This window comes from Streptomyces sp. NPDC039736 (genome assembly GCF_055596485.1).
In genome coordinates, this window is sequence record NZ_JBVIUQ010000001.1 from 974,693 (window position 1) to 994,485 (window position 19,793).

A 19,793-nucleotide genomic window follows, 5' to 3' on the forward strand; every position below is an offset into this window, starting at 1 on the left:
TGAGGTCAAGCCTCCGCGTCCCGGCAAAGCCGTTCGCGACCACGACCTGATGTGCGGTATTGTTCTCGTACGCGCTCAGCCAGGGAAAACCCCAGGTCAGGCGAGTAACGGGACGTGGCGCAGCTTGGTAGCGCACTTGACTGGGGGTCAAGGGGTCGCAGGTTCAAATCCTGTCGTCCCGACTCGAAGGAGTCGTGTGCAGAGGGCCGGTTCGGAGGAATCCGAACCGGCCCTCTGCGTTGAAGTCCGGGCGGAGCGGCGCAACTCCGCGGCCGGCTCACGCGTGCAGCTCGGAGGCGTACGGAGGTTCCGCGCCCGCGCGCGAGCAGGTGAGCGCCGCGGCGCGCGCGGCGAGGCCCAGCAGCTCGGTCCAGGCGTCGCCGTCCAGGCCTGCCACCGCCTCCGCCGACAGCAGGCCGCGGGCGGAGAGGCCGTGGAGGAGTGCCGCGTTCACGGTGTCGCCCGCGCCGATCGTGTCCACCACGTCCACCCGGACGCCCGGCACCGAGAACTCACCGCCCGCCGTGAACGCGGTGAGGCCCTTGCCGCCCTGTGTGACGACCACCGCCGCAGGGCCCGCCGCGAGCCAGCCCGGCACGTCCGGGCCGAGCCAGTGGGCGTCCTCCTCGCTCAGCTTGAGCAGGGAGACGTACGGCAGCCAGCCGCGGAAGCGCTCCCGGTAGGCGTCCGGGTCGGCGATCAGCCCGGCCCTGATGTTCGGGTCCAGCGCGACGAACACCCCGCGTCCGGCCTCCCGTCGCATCAGCTCCTCGTACGCGCTCGCGCCCGGCTCCAGCACCAGGGAGCACGTGCCGAAGGACAGGGCGCGGACCCCGGCGGGCAGCCGGCCGGGCGTGGTGAAGAGGCGGTCCGCGCACTCCGCGACGTGGAAGGCGTACGACGCCGAGCCGTCCGCGCCGAGGGAGGCGACGGCCAGCGAGGTGGGCTCGGGGCCGCGCTGGAGCAGCTCGGTGGAGACGTTCTCCGCCCGCAGCCGCTCCACGAGCGAGTCGCCGAAGGCGTCGGTGGAGATCCGCGAGCAGAACGCGACGTCCGCGCCCAGCCGTCCCAGCGCCACGGCCGTGTTGTACGGGCCGCCGCCCCGGGCGGGCAGCAGCGGGGCCAGGGCGTCGCCCCGGGACCCGGGCACCAGGTCGATCAGGGCCTCACCTGCGACGACGATCACGCGACGTTCCTTCCGGACGGGGTGCGGAAGGCCGGAGCATACCCGCGGCCCGGGGCGCGGAACGCAATCGCCCCGCCCTCACCCCGCCACGGCGAAGTGCCGCACCCCGGCCACCGGCTCCCAGCACAGCACCCCCGTCTCGGCCAGCACCTCCAGGTGCGCGTCGATCTCCAGCACCGCCAGCATCCGGTGCTGGTCCGGCAGGTCGTCCAGCCGACGTCGGCGGCGGGTCCACGGCAGGGCGCGGGCCACGTCCAGCGCGCTGCGGGCGCCCCCGCGGACCGCGCGGGCCACCGCGTCGAGGCGTTCCTCGTGATGGGCGAGGAGGGCGTCGACGCGGGTGTGCGTGCTCGTGGTCACCGGTCCGTGCGCGGGCAGGAGCAGCGCGTCCGGCAACTCCCGCACCAGGCGCAGGGACTGCCGGTACGAACGCAGCGGTGAGCGTTCGGGGGTGCGCTCGAAGCCGATCGACGGGGTGATGTGCGGCAGCACGTGGTCGCCCGCGAAGAGCAGTCCGGCGCCGGGGTCGCCGAAGACCACGTGCCCCCGGGTGTGCCCGGGGGTGGCCAGCACCTTCAACGTCCGTTCCGTGAGGGGCACTTCCTCGTGGTCGTCCAGCCAGGCGTCCGGCGGGCCGAAGGGCATCGCCCACTCCTCGGCCGTCACCGGCATCGCCGCCACGGCGTCCGCGAGGTCCTTCGCGCCGCAGCGGCGGAGCTGGGCGGCCTGCGCCGGGTGCGCGCCCCGGTTCAGGTCCAGGCCCTCGATGGAGTGCCGCTCGCCCCGGCCGATCCGTACCCGTACGCCCAGGGACTCGCGCAGCAGGAGGGCCTGGGTGTAGTGGTCCCAGTGGGCGTGCGTCACCAGGATCTGGGCGAGGTCGCCGAGTGTGTGCCCCAGGGGGCGCAGGGCCTCGGCGAGGGCCTTGCCGGTCTCCGGGCCCGCCCAGCCCGAGTCGATGAGGACGGGGCCCTCGCGGTCCTCGACCAGGTAGACGTTGACCGCGTTCAGGCCTTCGAGGGGCAGGGGCAGCGGGATCCGGTACACACCCTCGCGCACGAGGTGGGCGCCGGGTTCCGTCCAGTGGTCGGGCTGGTCGGGGAGGGCCCCGGACCGTTCCGTGCGGGGCTGTGCCAAGGGGCGCTCCGGGGCGGTGGCAGGTGCGGGCGGCGGCAGGTGCCGGTACGGGTTCGTGGCAGGTGCAGACAGGTCGAGCGTAGCCCTGGATGCGGGAAGCGGGGCCGTGCGCCGACGCGTTGAGCATCACAGTGCGCGGGGGTGGACGGCGCGGACGTCGGCTCCTCGACGTCCTGCCCGGTAGTCCGCGCGCAGCCGCGTCGGCGTCGGTCCGCGCCGTCCGTCAGCCGGGTGGTGCCGGGCGCCTGGGCGGCGTCAGGCCTTCTTGTCGCTCCGCCCGGTCACCCACGCGAGCGCGTCGCACACGCCCTGGACGTACTCGCGGGGGATGTCCCGGTGCACCGGGTCGGCCAACTGGTCCTCCGTCGCGGCCAGTTCGGCGGCGAGTTCGGCGTCGTTGGGCGCCACCGAGCAGTGGCTGCCGGTGACCGGAGTGGTCTGGGCGCTGCCCAGGGCCCAGATGTAGCCCGCGAGGGCGCCGCGGCTGATCTGGGTCTGCCGGTGCGGGGCGGCGGCTTCCGCCTCCAGTTCCCGCAGGGTGGTCTCCACCTCGGTGCGGGAGCGGGCGCCGACGGTGTCGGGCGGGGGAGTGGTGGGGTCTTCGTCGTGGCGAGTCATGCCTTGCGTGTGTCCGGATGCGGCGGGGTGATGTGCGGTGGCGGTCCGCGGAGTACGGAGTGAGGGCCCGCCCCCCTCCCAATCGGCGTAGGAACCCCTCGTCCGGCCCCGTCGGCTCGTCCCCCGCGGCCGGCCCGGCCGGCGCACGCACGGGGGGCCGGCAGCGCCGACGGGGCCGCCGGGCCCGGCCATGCCCTACCGTGTGGGCCGTGGAAAGGCACCAAAACAGACCTCCCGTCCCGCCCGGCCCCCTGCGCATACGTCTGGCCGCGGCGGCCCTCACGGCGGCCGTCTCCGCGTCCGCCGGAGCCTGGGCGTACCACCGCGCGGGCGGCAGCGCGGGCGACATCGCCCGCGACCTCGCGGTCGGCCTCGCCTACGCGGGCGGCGGCCTCACCGCCTGGTGGCACCGGCCCGCCAACCGCACCGGACCGCTCATGGTCGCCGAGGGCGTCGCCTGGTTCCTGGGCAACCTCCAGGGCACCGGCGTGCCCGCCCTCTTCGCGGTCGGCGCCTGGTGGGAGGCGCTCAACATGGCCGTCCTCGTCCACCTGGTCCTCTCCTTCCCCGACGGCCGCCCCGGCTCCGCGCCCGCCCGCCGCCTGGTGGTCTTCTCGTACGGTCTCGTCGCCGTCGGCGGTCTGCTGCGCGCGCTGACGTACGACCCGGCGGTCGTCGCCGTCGAGGCGACGTACCTCTCCTGCAACGACTGCGGCCCCAACCTCCTGCACGTCCCGGCTCTCGCCGGCTTCTTCACGCCGGTCGACACCGTCTACCGGGCGCTCGGCTGGCTGCTGTCGATCGTGCTGGTCGTCGCCATCGTGCGCCGCTGGCAGCAGGCGTCGGTGGCGCGCCGCCGGGCGCTGCTGCCCGCGTGGATCGCCATCGCGATCGCCTCCGCGTTCCTGCTGTGGGACCTGCTGCTCCTGCTGCTGCCGTCGCCCCCGGCCGGCCTCCTGCAGAGCGCCGTCTTCCTGCTCTCCGACGTCACCCAGGTCGCCGTCCCGGTCGCCTTCCTCGTCGGACTGCTGCGGATGCGGCTCCAGCGCGCCGAGGTCGGCGACCTCGTCATGGACCTCGGCAGCGACCCCGACCAGGACAGGCTGCGCGCCGCCCTCGGCCGGGTCCTGGGCGACCCCGGCCTGCGGCTCGGCCTGTGGGCGGAGGAGAAGGGGGAGTACGTCGACGGATCGGGCCAGAGCGTGCGCGGCGACGGCCCCGGGCGCACCCGCGTCGACTCCTCCCGCGGCACCCCGCTGGCCCTGCTGCACCACGACCCGGCGCTCGCCCAGGACCCCGCCCTCCTGGAGGCGGTCGGCGCGGCCCTGCGGCTGGCCCTGGAGAACGTGTGGCTGCGCACCCAGGCCAAGGAGGTCACCTCCCGCATCGTGCGCGCCGCCGACGCCGAACGGGGCCGCCTGGAACGCGACCTGCACGACGGGGCGCAGGCCCGCCTGGTCTTCGCGAAGATGGCGCTGCGCCGTGTCGACCGCGCCCTCGCCGACCACCCCGACCCCTCCCTGCGCGCCTCCCTCGCCGAGGTGGAGGAGAGCCTCACCCTCGCCCTGGAGGAGCTGCGCGGCATCGCCCACGGCATCCACCCCGCCGTCCTCACCCGCGAGGGGCTGGGCCCCGCGCTCACCGCCCTCGCCCAGCAGGCCGCCGTGCCCGTGGTGGTCGCTGCCGAACCCCGGCGCTACGACCCGGTCGTGGAGTCCACCGCCTACTTCACCGTCTGCGAGGCCCTCGCCAACGTGGCCAAGCACGCCCGTGCCCGCGCGGTCAGCGTCTCCGCCCGGCACACCGGGGACCGGCTCGTCGTGGAGACCGTCGACGACGGCATCGGCGGCGCGGACACCGCCGCGGGGAGCGGGCTGCGGGGGCTGGCCGACCGGCTCGCCGCCGTGGACGGGATACTGCACGTCGACAGTCCCGCAGGCGGCGGGACGCGGATCAGGGCGGAGTTGCCGTGCGGTTGACAGTGGGCCTCGGCGGGGCGGGTGCGGCGTGCGCGTGATCGTGGCAGAGGACTCGGCGCTCCTCCGGCAGGGGATCGTACGGCTGCTGACCGACGCGGGATTCGAGGTGGCCGCCGAACTCGGCGACGCCCAAGCGCTGCCCGCGCTCGTCGACCGGCACCGGCCGGACTCCGTCCTCCTGGACATCCGGATGCCGCCCACCCACACCGACGAGGGCCTGCGCGCCGCCGCCACGATCCGCGAGCGGCACCCCGGCACCGGCATCCTGCTGCTCTCGCAGTACGTGGAGACCACCGACACGGTGCGCGAACTGGCCCGCGACCCGCGCGGCTTCGGCTACCTGCTCAAGGAGCGCGTCGCCGACATCGACGAACTGGGCAGCGCGCTGAAGCGGGTCGCCGCGGGGGGGAGCGTGCTGGACCCGCAGGTGGTGGCCCGGCTGCTGGCCGCCCCGCGCGCACCGGGCCCGCTGGACGAACTCACCGGCCGCGAACGGGAGGTGCTGGGGCTGATGGCCGAGGGGCGCAGCAACGACGCCATCGCCCGGCACCTGGTCATCGGCGCGAAGACGGTCGAGACGCATGTGCGCAACATCTTCGCCAAGCTGGCGCTGGAGACCGATCTGCACGACCACCGCAGAGTACGGGCCGTGCTGACGTACCTGCGTGCCTGAGCGTCCGCCCGAGCACCTGGCTGAGCGTCGGCGCGGCCGGATGTCCGCGTGCCCGGGCCCGGTCCGTACGGGCCGGGTCCGGGCACGCGGCAAGAAGTACCAGCGATCCGTTCCGGGACGACGTCTCCCCCGTGAAATCCCCCGTGATCCCCCGTCGTCGTCCGCGGAACGGTGCCGGTGAAAGCAACCATAGGCAGCCCGTGAGGCCCTGGCATCAGGGTCTGCCCTGAGATCCGGAATCCTCGCGTCCTGCCCGGTCGGCGCTCCGCGGAGGCCGTTCGCGGGCCGGCCGCTCAGCCGTCCGCCACCACGATCACGCTGTCCCCCTCGGTGAAGCGCAGCCGCTCCGCCTTGTCCGGGTTGAGGTGGATGCCGTACTCCGGCGGCCGCGCGGCCTCCGAGAGCCGCCGGTAGCCGATCGCGGAGTGCCCCTGGAGGCGGGCCGACTCCACCACCGTGTAGAAGTTCACCTCGCGCTCCGCCGCCACGTAGTCCCGGGCGGGCTTGAGGTAGACCTCGCTGCCCTGCGCGCGGAAGAGGTGCTCGAACAGGTCGGCCAGGCCGCGGTTCTCCGAGACCTGCGTCATCAGCAGGCTGATCAGCTTGTCGCTGACGATGAAGTCGTCCCTCTCGCTGATCGGCGCCAGCGCCCGGTTGCGGTCGTCGCTCAGCTCCGCGACCACCGGCAGCGCGCGGCCCGTGCCGTCGGCGATGCCGCGCAGCTGGAGCAGCGTCACCAGGGTGCGGTTGTCGGCGCGCAGGCCCATCGTGCCGTCGGCGTCGTCGCTGAGGACGATCACGCGGTCGTACGAGGGGAGGTCCAGGCCGCGCAGCACGTCCGGCTCCGTGACATCGCCCGTCCGGAAGGACGCGGTCAGCGCGCCGCGCTCCAGGGGCACGGACGTGAGGGTCCGGGCGACCTCCGTCTCCCGGGCGACCACGTCGATGACCGAGCCCTCGGCGACGTACTGGTCGAGCTCCGCGATGACGGTGGCGGCGCGCCGGTTCCAGCCCAGCATCAGGGTCCGCTCGGGCCGGCGGGCGGGCGGCGCCGAGGTGACGATCGCCGTCCGGTCCACGGTCCACGGGCGGTCGCAGAGGACGATCGTGTCGTCGTCCTGCGAGATCGCGACGATCTCGTCGCCCTCGTGGATGGGGCTGGTGGAGGGCGGGTTGAGCTCCAGTGCGCCGTCGGCCCGGCGCAGGCCGACCACCGAGGAGGTGGCGTACGACAGGAGCGCGTCGCCGTAGGTGCGGCCCGTCAGCCCCGGTTCGGCGGTCAGGTAGAACTCGTTGCCCTCGAAGGTGAGGAGGTCCATGTAGACCACCGAGAGGCCCGGCTGCCGGCAGGTCTGCACGATGAGACGGGCCGCGACGTCGTCGATGCTCAGCACGCAGGCCCCGGCGCCCGCCGCGAGCCGCGCCGCGTCCCGGTTGCGTACGTTCTGCACGGCGGCCAGCACATGCCGCGGGCCCTCCTGCATGCCGGGGCTGCGGGTGACGGCCAGCAGCGTCTTGACGATGTCGGCGTCACCGTCCTCGACGCCCGGCGTCAGCACGATCACCGCCCGCGCGCCCCGCGGATTGACCCGCTGGATGTCGGCGGGGTCCACGGGGCTTCCGGTGCGGCAGATCACCCGGGTGTTGCGGGTGTTCGGCACCCGGACCCGGATCAGGTCCTCCATCTCGGCCTTGTCCTTGTCGGCGAGGACCGCGACGGCCGCCCGGCGCTTGTTGACGTTGGCCTCCACCAACTGCCTGATGACCGGGTAGACCTGCTCCGACCAGCCCAGGAGCACGGTGTGCTGGTCTTCGAGGACCACGGAGCGGCCGCGCCGCAGATCCATGATCTTGCGGTTGACGCCGGCCGCGATCAGCCCGACCAGGGTGCTCGCGAAGAACAGCCCCACCAGGGCGAGCAGGATCGACAGCAGCACGAACGCCGGGGCGCCGACCGCGCCGCCCAGCTTGAGCGTCGAGCTCACGTTCTTCCAGATCTCCCCGAGCTGGCTGCGCGGCGTGCCGGACCGGCCGGTGTCCGCCCGCACCAGCAGGGCGCTCACCGGAACGACGAGCCCCAGGCAGACCAGCGAGAGCCAGCCGATCAGGGCGGGGGTGCCCCGGGTCATCGTGTTGTCGAACCAGTACCGAAGGCGGGGACCGACGACAGAAGTGCGGGCCATGCCGCAACTCACCTCCGGCGACGCGCGGGCAGGGAACGGGACCGCGCGGGCGAAGCGCGCACATCGCCCCCGGCGCTCCCGATCCTCCACCCGCGAGCGGGGCCGCCGCAGCCGACCCGCCGCACTCGCGCACCCCTTTCGAGTGCGTTTCGCGGTGCTTTCAGCAAGCCGCCGTGCGGGTGAACCTCCCGGCCTGCGCGAGGTCCGCCTCGATGCCCGAGGCCGTCGCCCGCAACACCCGCTCCCAGACGGTCGGCCCCTTCTACGGCTACGCGCTGCCGTTCACCGGCGGCGGCGACCTCCTCGACGCCTCCTCGGACGCCGCGCTGCGCCGGGACTGGCGGGCCGAGCACTTCTCGTACTTCATGACGACGACCCTGCACCCGGAGCCCGGCCAGTCCCCGTTCCGGACCCGCTTGCAGATCTCCCAGCTCGACCGCATCGCCTCCTCACGGCACGCCGCGGCCGAACTCGCCGAGAACTACGCGGGGTTGCCCTTCACCCAGGGCCGGAGCTCAACGGCAGCGCAGTTGCTCCCCCGTCATCGGCGCCCCCTCGACCATGCTCCTGTCGTACATCACCTCGGCCACCGGCTGCCCGGCGCTCCCGACCCGCACCTCGAAGGTGCGCCCGTTCCCCCGGACCGGCCGCAGCAGCGCGCCCGGGAGCGCCGCCGCCAGCGTCGAGGCGTACCGCTCCCAGTACGGGTCGTACACGATCACGGTCGGCTGCTCGGCCCGCACCGCCGGGGCTTCCGCCTTCGTCACGGCGAAACCGCTCCTGCGCAGCCCCTCGGCCACGTCCGGGTCGTCCGCCCGCACCAGAACCGTGCCCGGGTCCATCGCCACCGGCACCGCCCGCAGCGTGAGTTCGTCGGCGACCGGCCGGTCCTCCCGCACCGCGGCGAACATCCGGCTCGCCCGTACCTCGTCCCACAGCAGCGTCGAGCCCCACGACGGCACCCGGTGGTCGAAGGCCCTCATCGGCACCGTCGCGAACTCCACCCGGTCGGCACGCAGTTCGCGCAGCCCCCAGCCCAGCCCGAACAGCGTCGCCACGCCCGTCCCCGCGTCCGTGCGCACCTGCGGGAGCAGCGCGGAGGCCGCGGCGGCCAGTTTCACCGGGTCGCTCAGCGCACCCGCCTCCGCCAGCCGGGTCAGCATCCCGAGCAGCAACCGCTGCTGACGGCGCACCCGGCCGAGGTCGCCGGGCGGCGACACCTTGCGGGCCCGTGCGTACCGCAGTGCCTCCACGCCCTGGAGCACACGGGTGCCGGGCCGCAGGCTCAGCCCCGCGTTCAGGTCCTCCAGCGGTCTGTCGGTGCAGACCTCGGCGCCGCCCAGCGCGTCGACCGCGTCCGCGAAGCGGACGAAGTCCGTCTCCAGGTAGTGGTCGATCCGCAGTCCGGTGGCCTGCTCGACCGTGCGCACCGCGAGGTCGGGCCCGCCGTGCAGGTACGCGCCGTTGATCTTCCCCGAATGCCGCGGATGGTCGTGCGGGGCGAACGGTACGTACGAGTCGCGGGGCAGCGAGACCACGCTCATCCGGTCGCCGTCGCGGGAGAAGTGCACCAGCATCATCGTGTCGGTGCAGTCGCACTCCTTGCCGCCGACATGGAGCCTGGCGATCTGCTCCCGCGTCATCCCCGTGCGCCGGTCGATGCCCACGACCAGCAGGTTCGTCCCCGGCGCCGCCAGCGCGTCCGGGGACAGCGTGCTGTCGTGCACGAGGGTGTACGGGGCGGGGGCGTCGGCCGTCGCCGGAAGGGACCCGGCGGCCAGCGAGGCCACCAGCAGCACCGCGAGCGCCAGCCGACGCCGACGCCGGAAGGGGCCCCGGCCGACGGGGGAGCGGCCGGCGGAGGAGTGGCTGACGGAGGGGCGGCCGGTGCGGGGGCGGCTCGAAAGCAAGAGGACCTCCAGGGAGCAAACCGACAGGCGGCGAACCGAAGTGGCGGGAGCGGCCTGCGTGGTACGGAGGGCACGAGCGGCACCACGGCACGCCCGGAGCTCCCAAAACGGTGCAAATCGGGCACGAGTGACCCGCAGCCTAACGCAGCCTCCCCCCAATTCGATTGCCGCCGTGCTGATCATCCGCCTACTGTCCGCGTCATGCTTCCCGAGGTGAACACCGAAGAGGAGTGGGACGCCGTCGTCCCCGACGACGCGCGCGTACGCCCCGGAGCGCAGGACCTCTGCGCCCGCCTCGGCCTCGGCGACCTGCCGCTGGTGCGCTTCTCCGAGGGCTCGCAGCCCGTCTACGCCGTCGGCGACACCCACGTCCTCAAGCTCTTCCCCGGTGTCGACGCCTCGGACGCCGACACGGAGAGCCGCGTCCTGGCCCACCTCCACGGACGCCTCCCCGTCGCCACGCCCGCCCTCCACTCCACCGGCGGGTACGAGAACGGCTGGCGGTACGTCCTCATGTCCCGCCTCCCGGGCGAAGACCTGGCCCGGGCCTGGCCGCGCATCCCCGCCGCCGCCCGGGCCGGCGTCGTCGCCCAGGCCGCCGGGGCGCTGGCCGCGCTGCACGCCCTCGATCCGCAGCCCCTCGCCACCACCCTCGGCCCCGCCGACTGGGCCCACTTCCTCGCCCGGCAGCGGGCCGGCGCCGTCGAACGCCAGCGCACCCGGGGCCTGCCCGAGGAGTGGGTCGAGACGATCCCCGCCTTCCTCGACTCCGTCGACCTGCCCGCCGACGCGCCCCGCGTCCTGCTGCACACCGAGCCGATGCGACAGCACTTCGTGGTCGACCCCGCCACCTGGCAGCTCACCGGGCTCTTCGACTTCGAACCCGCCATGCTCGGCGACCCGGCCTACGACCTGGTCGGCGTCGGACTCTTCCTCACCAGGGGCGAACCCGGCCTGATGGCCCGCTTCCAGCAGGAGTACGGCCGCGCCTTCGACCCGCGCCTGCTCCTCGCGTACACCCTGCTCCACGTCTACGCCAACCTGCCCTGGTACTTCCGCGAACTGCCCGCGCCGCCCGAGCCGACGTGGGACGCGGTCGCCGAGACCTGGTTCGGCACCGGCTGATCCGCCCGGGTCCGGACCCGCCCCTTGTTGACACCGTGCGGCGGTGCGCCGCGCGCGCCGGCCCGGTGTCCTGCCCGAGGGCGTCCGAAGCGATTCGAACGCGGCAGTGCGCACCGGAGCGCACCGCACCCGGCGCTCGCGGCGCGAACGGAGGCGTGCGACGGCGCGGACCCGGACGGGTAAGGGCCGGACCCTTCGAACATCCCGTTCGGAACAAGGCGATATCCGGCCACATGGCAGCCACCCGTGCCCACCCGCGCGCTTCGTGAACCCTTTCCGTGCCCGTACGTGCGTCCACCGTACGGAATCACGGGTCCGGCCCCCCGGGGCGGCTCGATGGCAAGAGGTGTACGGGTAAAGATCCGTCCCGGTGGCCTCGTACGCCCCCTGGAGATCATCCGCAGCGCGCACCGGTCCCGAAGTCCGGCCCATCGACAGCTCCGGACACCCCGCGCTCAACTTTCCGCAGATGGCGGGCAATTGCATCGTTATTGACGATCCGACATGGGCAGATAGGCCACAGCACGGACCAGAACACCGCACTGCACGCTGAAACCTGGACTCCAGGGGGAATTCCCATGCACGTCACTTCGGATCACCGGCTTGTTCAGCCCCTGCCGCACACGCCCTTCTACTGCCCGGTGCCGTCCGCGGCGCACCCGTCGGCGGAGGTGCTGAACGAGCTGACCGTCGACTGGATGTTCCGGCAGGACCTCGACACCGACGCGGACCAGCGCGCCCGGCTCGCGCGCTGCGACTTCGGCGGGCTCACGGCCTTCACCATGCCCTACGGCCGTCTCGCCCCGCTCACCCTGATGGCGAAGTTCCACGCCGTCCTCTTCTCCCTCGACGACGGAGTCTGCGACGAGGCCCGGCCCACCGCAGGACAGCTCGCCCGGGAGGTCGGCCACATCATGCGGGCCGTCGAGGCCCCCGGCGACCCCGTCCCCGGCGAGTCGCGGCACGCCGCCGTCCTGCGCGACCTGCGCGTCGAACTGGAGCGGTACGCCACCGCCCGCCAGATCCGCCGCTGGGTCGACGCCATGCGCGTCTACACCTCCGGCCTGGTCTGGGAGGCGGAGTGCCGGCGCAGCCCCGGCCAGCCCTCCGTGAACGACTACGTCACCCTGTGGATGCGGGCCATCGGGATGGCCCCCTCCACCGCGATGATGGAGATAGTCGCCGGCTACTCGGTCCCCGACGAGGACCTGGAGGACCCCCGGGTGCGGGCCCTCACCGAGATCACCTGGACCCTCGTCAGCTGGGACAACGACCTCTACTCGCGCAACAAGGAACTCCTGCGCGCCGACGACGACCTCAACCTGGTCGACGTCCTGTGCCACGAACTGGACTGCGCCCCCGCCGAGGCGCTCCAGCACGCCGTCGCCATGCGCGACCGCGTGATGGTGCTCTTCCTGCGCCTGCGCGCGCAGGTCCTGTGCGACGGAGGCGCCGAACTGCGGCGATACGTCCACGACCTGGGGCAGTTCGTGCGCGGCCACCTCGACTGGGCCGCCCGCTGCCCGCGCTACCGGGTGGCGCCCCAGCAGGTCACCCCGCTCGCCAAACCGGCCGGCTGGTGGAAGCACCGCCCGGCCGACGACAGCGCCGACGCCCTGCCGCTGCCGACCATCTCCTGGTGGTGGGACCAGGTGGCCGAACACGTCGAGGCCGTCCGCCACGCCGCCTGAGACGACGCGCGAACGGCCCCGGCCCGACCCGGCGCCGCCGGGCCCCGGACGCGTACGACGGCTGCTAGTAGCCCCGCCACCAGGTGACCAGCGTGCGCCAGGCCCGTACCGGCGCCGACCCCCGACGCTGCGCCGGGACCGTCGCCGCCGGCGGCGCGGTCCGGGGCGCCGCCGGTACCGGGCCGGGCTGCGGCACCGTGCCGGATGCGGCCGGGTCGGGCCTGCGCGGAGAGCTGATCTGCCAGTCGCGGGCCGCGGCCCCGGCCCGCTCGGGAATGACGGGGCCGGTGATCTCCTGCGGCGGTCGCGGCGCGAAGGACACCGGCAGCTCGATCAGGTGACGCGACATCAGGGTGCTGCGCCACCTCAACTCGTCCTCCTCGACCGAGAGCTGAATGTCCGGCAGGCGCATCAGCAGGGCGTCGACACCCGTGTCGGCGATGGCACGCCCGATGTCCTGGCCGGGGCACTCGTGCGGCCCGCCGCTGAACGCGAGATGGGCGCGGTTGCCCTGCATCGAGGCCGACGGCTCGGGGCGCACCACCGGGTCCACGTTGGCGGGGGCGATGCCGACGATCAGGGCGTCGCCCGCCTTGATCTTCTGCCCGCCGAGCTCGGAGTCACCGGCGGCCCACCGGCCCAGAATCGTCGTGAACGGCGGCTCGTCCCACAGCGTCTGCTCCACCGCCTCCGGCAGCGTCATGTGCCCGCCGCTGAGCTGGGCGCGGAAGCGGGGGTCGGTGAGCACCATGCGCAGCACGTTGGCGATCAGGTTCGCCGTCGTCTCGTACGCGGCGATCAGCACCAGGCGCAGATGGTGGGCGGCCTCGTCGTCGGTGAACTGCGCGGGGTGCTCCACCAGCCACGTCGCGAAGTCCTCCTCGGGTTCCGCCCGGCGGCGCGCCACCAGCCGGTACAGGGCACCCATCACGTGCTCGTTGGCCGCGATCGCCTTCTCGGAGCCCTTGAGCATCTCGCGCGCGGCCTGCACCAGCTCCTCGTCGTACTCCTCGGGCATGCCGATGATCTGGCACATCACCATCATCGGCAGGTGCTCGGCGAACTGGCTGACCAGGTCGGCCTGCCCGCTCTCGCAGAAGTCGTTGACCAGGCGGTTGCTGAACCGGTTGATGAAGCGGCGCACCCCCCGGTGGTCGATGCGGGCGATGGAGTCGGTGACCGCGCCCCGCTGACGCTCGTGCTCCGCGCCGTCCGCGAAGACGCACACCGGCTGGTACGCGAAGATCGGCGCGAGCGGGTTGGTCATGTCCAGCGAGCCGTCCTGCAGCATCCGCCAGCGCCGCGAATCGCGGGAGTACAGCGAGGGGGTGCGCGTCATGTGCAGGTTCTCGCTGTGGCCGAGCACCAGCCAGGCCGGAACGTCGCCGTTGAGCAGGACGGGGGCCACCGGCCCGTGCTCGGCGCGCAGCTTCTCGTACAGGCCCATCGGGTCCTTCTCGTGCGCCGGGCCGTAGAGCCTGCGCAGCCCGCCGGGGCCGATCTCGCTCACCTCCGGTTCGGGCGCGCCGCCCGAGGCGTGCGCCGGGCACTCGGGCGGCGGCAGCGGGGTCGGATCGAAGGGGGAAGTCATCGCAACTCCTGAAGAGCATTGGGAAGTCGAGGGTCCGGCGGGTGTCAGGACCGCTGGAGGGCGAGCGCGTGCAGGTAGTTCATGAGGGTCAGCAGCACATCGCGGCTGGACGCCCGCAGCCGGGCGTCGCAGTTGACCATCGGCACCTCGTCGGGCAGGTCCAGCGCGTGCCGCAGCGTCTCCATGGGGTGGCTCGGCGCGTCCGGGAAGGTGTTCACGGCGACGACGAACGGCACCCCGCGCTCCTCCAGTCGGCCGATCACGTCGAAGCTGACTTCGAGCCGCCGGGTGTCGACCAGCACGACCGCGCCGAGCGCGCCCTCGAACAGGCCGTTCCACAGGAACCAGAAGCGCTCCTGGCCGGGCGTGCCGAACAGGTACAGGATGAGCTGCTCGCTGATGCTGATCCGGCCGAAGTCCATGGCGACGGTCGTCGCCGTCTTGCCCTCGATCCGCGAGTTGTCGTCGACGCCGATGCTGGCCTGCGTCATCGTCTCCTCGGTGGTCAGCGGGCGGATCTCGCTGACCGCGCCGACCATCGTCGTCTTCCCGACGCCGAAACCGCCGACGATCACCACCTTCACCGCGGCGGTGGCAGTGCTGGGCAGTACGTCCTCGGTACGGGGGCCCGTAATGGTGTCAGAGCCGTTGAAGTCCATGCATCACCGCTTCGAGAAGGGACCGGTCGGGAAGTACGGCGCGCACGATCGGGGCGCGCGACTCCACCAGTTCGGTGGCGAGGAGGTCGGTCAGCAGCGAGGTGACCACGCTGAAGGGCAGGCGCAGGTATGCGGAGATCTCCGCCACCGACAGGGGGGCCCGGCACAGCCGCAGGATCGCGGCCTGTTCGGGCTGCACGGTCGGCGACGGGGTGGAACAGGCGACGACCATGGTGACCAGGTCGAGCGCGGCTCGCTCCCCGCCGTCCGGGCCGCCGGTGATGACGTACAGCCGCTCCGGGTCCCCCTTCGCCGCACCCGGGTCGGGGGCGGCGACGGAGGTGGCGGGCAGCTTGTCTCGGCGTTCGCGGCGGGGTGTCTTCATCCGTGGTGCCCGTCGTGCCGGGGCGGGCTGGTCAGGTGGGCTCCGATCCGTACGACCAGGTCGCGCATCCGCGCTCCCACCAGACCGGCGTCCACCGTCTCGTCGGCGAGGACCGCGAGGTAGGCCCCCGTGCCCGCCGCCATCAGGTAGAAGAAGCCGCCGTCCACCTCGATGACGACCATCCGCATCTGCCCGTCGCTGTCGGGGATCTCCGCGGCGACCGCCGACGCCAGGCTCTGGAGCCCCGCGCAGGCGGCGGCGAGGCGGTCGGCGACGTCGGGGTCGCCGCCGTGCCGGGCGATGCGCAGTCCGTCCGCGGAGAGCACCACGATCTGGTGGATCTGCGGTACGCCGGTGGCCAGGTCCTTCAGAATCCAGTCCAAGTTGGCCCGCTGCTGGATCACTTCAGATCTCCCTTGTCCCACGTGTTGTCGTCGTGTGTGCCGTCGGCCTGGTGCGTGGGCGGGCCGTCCGCCTCGGCCGGCGGGTCCAGCGGCACTCCCTTGGCCGCCTTGGTGAACGCTTCGAGCCAGATCCCCGGCTGGGGTTCCTCCTTGACCGGGAAGCCGGCCGCCGCTGCCGCCGCGGCGGCTTCGGCCGCGGCCTGACGCTCCTGCGCCGGGAGGTTGTGGGAGCCGAGGGGCGCTCGGCCCCGGCTGCGGCGCTGGGGCAGCCCGTTCTCGGTCCATTCGGTGACCACGGGAACGTCGTCCTCCATGGCCGACATCGGTACCGGCCGGGGCGGCGCGACCGGCGCCGCGGGGGCGGGCGTCGGCGGCTTCGGCCTGGCGGGACGGGGCTTGCGCTGGGGCGCCCGGGCCTCTTCGGGCGTCATGCCGTCGATCTTGCCGCCGCGGGGCACGGCGGAGGCGCCGATGCCGTGGGCGATGCCGGGCGCGGGGCCGGTGGTGACGATGTCGCGCGGAACGATCAGCACCGCGCGCACCCCGCCGTACGCGGACTGCCGTAGCGACACCTGGAGGTTGTACATCTGCGACAGCCGTCCGACCACGGCCATGCCGAGGCGGGGCGTGTCGCCCAGCGCGTTCAGGTCGATGCCGGCCTGTGCCTGGACGAGCATGTTCTCCGCCCGGCGGCGGGCCTCCTCGCTGAGGCTGACGCCGCCGTCCTCGATCTCGATGGCGATGCCGGTCTGCACCTCGACCGCGGTGACGTGCACCCGGGTCTGCGGCGGCGAGTAACGGGTCGCGTTGTCGAGGAGCTCCGCGCAGGCGTGGATGAGCGGCTCGACGGCGGTGCCGATGATGGCGACCTTGGCGATCGAGTGCAGGTCGACGCGCCGGTACTCCAGGATGCGCGACATCGCGCCGCGCAGCACGCTGAACAGCGGTACCGGGCGCGGCCACTGACGCGAGGGCCTGGCCCCGCCGAGCACCGAGATGGAGTCGGCGAGCCGGCCGATCAGGGCGGTGCCGTGGTCGATGCGCAACAGGTCGTCGAAGACCTCCGGGTTGCGCCCGTGGTCCTCCTCCATCTGCCGCAGCTCGCTCGCCTGCTGGTGGACGATGGCCTGCACCCGGCGGGCGATGTTGACGAACGCGCGCTGCGCGGACTCCCGCCTGGCCTCTTCGAGGTCGATGATGTCGAGCACGGTGCGCAGCAACTCGCGCTGCGCGTACGGCAGATCGCGGTAGCGCTCGTCCGCGTCGACGACGTCCCGCATCACCTCGGCGGGCGATTCGCTGGAGCGCAGCCGCCGGATCGCGGCCGGCATCAGCTCCTTGGCCAGCCGTACCGTCTCGTCGTCGTGCTCGGCCAGCCGCCGCTCCAACTGGGCCGCGCGCGCCGCGTGGTCGGCCTGCGCCTGGCGCAGCGCCCTGCCGCGCCGCACGATCTCACCCGTGAGGGCGGCGATCACCACCGTCGCCGCGGCCCCCGCCCAGACGACGGGTATGCGGGCGGACACGTCGACGAGGAACGCCGCGCCCGCGGTGGCCGCGACGGTCAGGACGACGGCCAGGGCGATCGGCCGGAAGAAGGTGGACTCCTGCTGTCGTGCCGCATGCGCCTGATGTGTCGCCTGCCGCGCCTGATGTGCTGCCTGACGTGGGGGGGATTCAACCCGAACCATGGAGAGCCTCTGGCGGTGATTGGGGGACGTTTTCAAACAAGAGCGACCTAGGGGAACAAGTGGATGAATTCACATCAACTCGGCTTGTTGCGCAGCGAGCTTAGCCCGCCCGCGTGAGGGCGTCGGCCGGTTCTGCCAAGCCCCTGCACCGATCGTCGTCCCCGGCATAGACTCACCGACTTTGTACGTTCGGCGCTCGCTTGTGTGCAGGGAGTCACCGGATGGAAGGAATATGCCGCAAGCGCGGGACAGTGACGGGTGGGGCTTGATAACGCGCGACGGCCCGCCCGCCCCGGCGGGGCGAACGGGCCGTGCTCGTGCCGCGAAGGGCGGGCGCTGAACAGGTCGACGGGCGGGCGGCGGGTCAGCGGTCGCGCGTCAGCATCGGCAGCAGCGCGGCCGCCGACCAACTGAAATTGGTGGAGTTGAGGGCGGCCCCGGTCACCGGATCGTAGTTCTCCATGATCGGCCCGTTGCCCCGCAAACCGGCCGCCTGTGCGAGGAGTTGCCCGGTCAACCTGTCCGCGTCGCGGCCGTAGCCGTACGACCGCAGGCCGCCCAGCGCGAAGTACGCCTGGTCCAGCCAGACCGGGCCCCGCCAGTAGCGCGTCGGCTGGAAGTACGGCGAACTCCTGGCCACCGTCGGGAACGGCACCTTCGTCGCGAACTCCGCCGGGTCGGTCAGCTTCGCCCGCACCGCCCGCGCCTGCCCGGCGGACGCCGTGCCCGTCCACAGCGGTGTCGCGCCCTCGATGCCCCGTCCGCGCGCGGTCAGCAACCGGTCGCCGCCCAGCGCCTTGTCGTGGAACCAGCCCGTCGCCGGGTCGTACATCCGCTCCCGTACGGCGGTGTGCGTCGCCCGGGACCTCCGCTCCCAGTCCCGCGCCTCGCCCGGCCTGCCCAGCTCCCGGGCGATCCTCGCCAGATGGCCCTGGTCGGCGGCGAGATGGGCGTTCAGGTCCACCGACTCCTGGTTGACGGAGTAGCCGACCACCTTCCCGTCCGCCCCCGTGTTGGCGACGACCGCCGCGCCGAGGGCGGCGTCGAAGCGCGGCGCGTTGTCCATGCCGCTCTCCCAGGCCGCCGCCAGCAACCGCGCCGTGGGGGAGTCGTTGCCCGGGTCGACCGTCGCCCCGTACTCCGCGAGACCGTTGCCGTCGTGGTCGCGGGTGCGGTACCACCACTCCTGGTACGCCACGAGCTTCGGGTACAGCTCGCGCAGGAAGGACCGGTCGCCGGACTTCGCGTACACCTCCCACACCGCCCATGCCGCCAGCGGCGGCTTGGAGTTGCGCTCGTTCCAGTTGCCGCCCCCGCGCGCCGGGTCGTTGTAGAAGACGCAGTCGGGGATCATGCCCGCGTCCTGCGGGCGCGTCGCACTGTCGGCGCGTATCTGGTGGTCGAACATCGAGCGGATCTGGCTCTGCGCCAGCGAGGGCTCGAACCGCGCCGTGCCCACCGCCTGCTTCCAGGTGTCCCACGCCCACAGGCCGCCGGTGAACCACTTGTAGGAGATCGACGGCGTGATGCCGTCGTGCGCCAGCTTCCCCGCGGCCCCGCGCCAGTTCGTCACCAGCGTCTCCAGCGACTTCACCGCGACCCGCCGGTCCTCCTTCGCCACCCCACGCGTCACCGAGTCGACATAGCGACGCCACCGGGCGTCGGCGGAGGCGGCCGCCGCGTCGGGCCGGGCGAGCGCGGAACGCACCGCCGCCGCCTCGCGGGCCCGCTCGGCCCCGGTGAAGGTGTACGACTCGGTCCAGTCGAAGGAGTGACCGCGGCCGGGCCGCAGGACGACGGGGGAGACGGCTTCGGTGCGGTAGGCGTCGCCGTCGACGGTGGTGCGGACCGGCTCCCGGTGGACGACCTCGAAGCGCTCGGTGCCGTCGGTCAGGTACTCCCAGGTCTCGCGCACCTTCGCGAAGTCCACCCCGACGCCGTGCCGGGTCGCCCGCAGCCGCGGCGCGTCCTTCATCGGCGCCGCCCGCGGGCGCAGCAGCGACCCCGTCCAGCCCGCGCCGAGGGTGCGCGTCTGCCGCCCGGTGTTGCGGATCTCGGCCCGCACCAGCGCGGTGCGCCGGGAGGAGAAGCGGAGCTCCATCTCCAGGCGCAGACCGCCCCCGAGGTCGTACGACTGGAGCAGCCGGCCCGGCTGCGAGGTGAAGCGCGGCGCGCCCCCGGCGGCGAGGTCCAACGGCTGCCCGGACTCGGTGAGGCGGAGGCGGCTGAAGGCCCTGCTCAGCCACCAGGGGTACTCCTGCGCGATGTAGAGGGGCCCGGTGAAACCCCCGTACGCGGCGGTGTCGCCCGCCTCGGGCAGCGCGTACGCGTGCCAGGCGCCCCGGTCGGCGAAGACGTTCACGGAGTTGTTGTGGCCGTCGGACTCGTCCGGGCGGGCGGCGGCGGGGGAGCCCCGCCGGTCCAGGACGTCGCCGTAGCCGGCCACCGGCCCCGGGCTGCCGGCCGCCGCGGGCGGGGCCGGGGCGGCGGGGGCCGCGACGGCCCCGGCGAGGAGCGTGCCGCAGGCCAGGGCGACGGCGAGGGCGGGCGTGCGTGGGTTCATG

General features: G+C 73.4%; 15 protein-coding genes, 1 tRNA gene and 1 pseudogene. 6 read left to right on the plus strand and 11 right to left on the minus strand.

Annotation, left to right across the window (positions count from 1 at the left end):
• Positions 1-108 precede the first annotated feature (108 nt).
• Positions 109-182, plus strand: a tRNA-Pro gene (locus tag ACZ56L_RS04120).
• A gap of 95 nt (positions 183-277) precedes the next feature.
• On the opposite strand, the gene ACZ56L_RS04125 is transcribed toward ACZ56L_RS04120, so the two are convergent.
• From ACZ56L_RS04125 to ACZ56L_RS04135, 3 genes are all read right to left on the minus strand, one after another.
• The gene (locus ACZ56L_RS04125; protein ID WP_471061261.1) at positions 278-1,186 is read right to left on the minus strand and encodes a carbohydrate kinase family protein; all 909 of its coding nucleotides are present in this window, start codon (positions 1,184-1,186) and stop codon (positions 278-280) included.
• A gap of 78 nt (positions 1,187-1,264) precedes the next feature.
• Positions 1,265-2,323, minus strand: a complete 1,059-nt coding sequence (locus ACZ56L_RS04130; protein ID WP_471061264.1) for an MBL fold metallo-hydrolase — start codon at positions 2,321-2,323, stop codon at positions 1,265-1,267.
• Positions 2,324-2,578: 255 nt separating this feature from the next.
• Positions 2,579-2,941, minus strand: coding sequence for a hypothetical protein (locus ACZ56L_RS04135; RefSeq protein WP_401759414.1), 363 nt, complete (start codon positions 2,939-2,941; stop codon positions 2,579-2,581).
• Positions 2,942-3,150: 209 nt separating this feature from the next.
• Between ACZ56L_RS04135 and ACZ56L_RS04140 the strand changes: the two genes are divergently transcribed.
• Together ACZ56L_RS04140 and ACZ56L_RS04145 are read left to right on the plus strand one after the other, a co-directional pair.
• Positions 3,151-4,920 (plus strand): sensor histidine kinase, encoded by a 1,770-nt coding sequence (locus tag ACZ56L_RS04140; RefSeq protein WP_471061268.1) that lies wholly within the window; start codon positions 3,151-3,153, stop codon positions 4,918-4,920.
• A 34-nt stretch (positions 4,921-4,954) separates the two neighbouring features.
• Positions 4,955-5,593 carry a response regulator transcription factor gene (locus tag ACZ56L_RS04145; protein ID WP_345218735.1) on the plus strand — a complete coding sequence of 213 codons (639 nt, stop codon included), beginning with the start codon at positions 4,955-4,957 and terminating at the stop codon, positions 5,591-5,593.
• A gap of 293 nt (positions 5,594-5,886) precedes the next feature.
• Here the strand turns inward: ACZ56L_RS04145 and ACZ56L_RS04150 are convergent, their stop codons facing one another.
• Positions 5,887-7,776 (minus strand): CASTOR/POLLUX-related putative ion channel, encoded by a 1,890-nt coding sequence (locus ACZ56L_RS04150; RefSeq protein ID WP_468684708.1) that lies wholly within the window; start codon positions 7,774-7,776, stop codon positions 5,887-5,889.
• A 284-nt stretch (positions 7,777-8,060) separates the two neighbouring features.
• Here ACZ56L_RS04150 and ACZ56L_RS04155 point away from each other — a divergent pair.
• Positions 8,061-8,273: pseudogene (locus ACZ56L_RS04155) on the plus strand (4-hydroxybenzoate 3-monooxygenase); the annotation flags it as partial.
• Positions 8,274-8,291: 18 nt separating this feature from the next.
• Here the strand turns inward: ACZ56L_RS04155 and ACZ56L_RS04160 are convergent.
• Positions 8,292-9,686 (minus strand): LCP family protein, encoded by a 1,395-nt coding sequence (locus tag ACZ56L_RS04160; protein ID WP_471061272.1) that lies wholly within the window; start codon positions 9,684-9,686, stop codon positions 8,292-8,294.
• 201 nt (positions 9,687-9,887) lie between these two features.
• Between ACZ56L_RS04160 and ACZ56L_RS04165 the strand changes: the two genes are divergently transcribed.
• The gene (locus ACZ56L_RS04165; RefSeq protein ID WP_471061704.1) at positions 9,888-10,811 is read left to right on the plus strand and encodes a phosphotransferase family protein; all 924 of its coding nucleotides are present in this window, start codon (positions 9,888-9,890) and stop codon (positions 10,809-10,811) included.
• 578 nt (positions 10,812-11,389) lie between these two features.
• The gene (locus ACZ56L_RS04170) at positions 11,390-12,502 is read left to right on the plus strand and encodes a terpene synthase family protein (RefSeq protein ID WP_471061275.1); all 1,113 of its coding nucleotides are present in this window, start codon (positions 11,390-11,392) and stop codon (positions 12,500-12,502) included.
• Between the two features lie 64 nt (positions 12,503-12,566).
• Here ACZ56L_RS04170 and ACZ56L_RS04175 read toward each other — a convergent pair whose 3' ends face one another.
• The 6 genes from ACZ56L_RS04175 to ACZ56L_RS04200 form a co-directional block, all read right to left on the minus strand.
• On the minus strand, positions 12,567-14,093 hold the full coding sequence (locus tag ACZ56L_RS04175; RefSeq protein ID WP_380837689.1) for a cytochrome P450: 1,527 nt from the start codon (positions 14,091-14,093) through the stop codon (positions 12,567-12,569).
• 44 nt (positions 14,094-14,137) lie between these two features.
• Entirely contained in the window at positions 14,138-14,752 is a 615-nt protein-coding gene (locus ACZ56L_RS04180; protein ID WP_345218745.1) for a GTP-binding protein, read from the minus strand.
• Positions 14,733-15,137, minus strand: coding sequence for a DUF742 domain-containing protein (locus ACZ56L_RS04185; RefSeq protein WP_471061279.1), 405 nt, complete (start codon positions 15,135-15,137; stop codon positions 14,733-14,735). The genes ACZ56L_RS04180 and ACZ56L_RS04185 overlap by 20 nt, the downstream gene beginning before the upstream one ends.
• Positions 15,134-15,541 carry a roadblock/LC7 domain-containing protein gene (locus ACZ56L_RS04190; RefSeq protein WP_345218749.1) on the minus strand — a complete coding sequence of 136 codons (408 nt, stop codon included), beginning with the start codon at positions 15,539-15,541 and terminating at the stop codon, positions 15,134-15,136. Before ACZ56L_RS04190 ends, ACZ56L_RS04185 begins: the two co-directional genes overlap by 4 nt.
• Positions 15,538-17,229: a sensor histidine kinase gene (locus ACZ56L_RS04195; RefSeq protein WP_471061282.1), complete on the minus strand. Its 1,692-nt coding sequence runs from the start codon at positions 17,227-17,229 to the stop codon at positions 15,538-15,540. Before ACZ56L_RS04195 ends, ACZ56L_RS04190 begins: the two co-directional genes overlap by 4 nt.
• Positions 17,230-17,593: 364 nt before the next feature.
• A complete protein-coding gene (locus ACZ56L_RS04200; RefSeq protein WP_468684718.1) occupies positions 17,594-19,792 on the minus strand; it encodes an MGH1-like glycoside hydrolase domain-containing protein in 2,199 nt (732 codons plus the stop codon).
• Position 19,793: the final 1 nt, after the last annotated feature.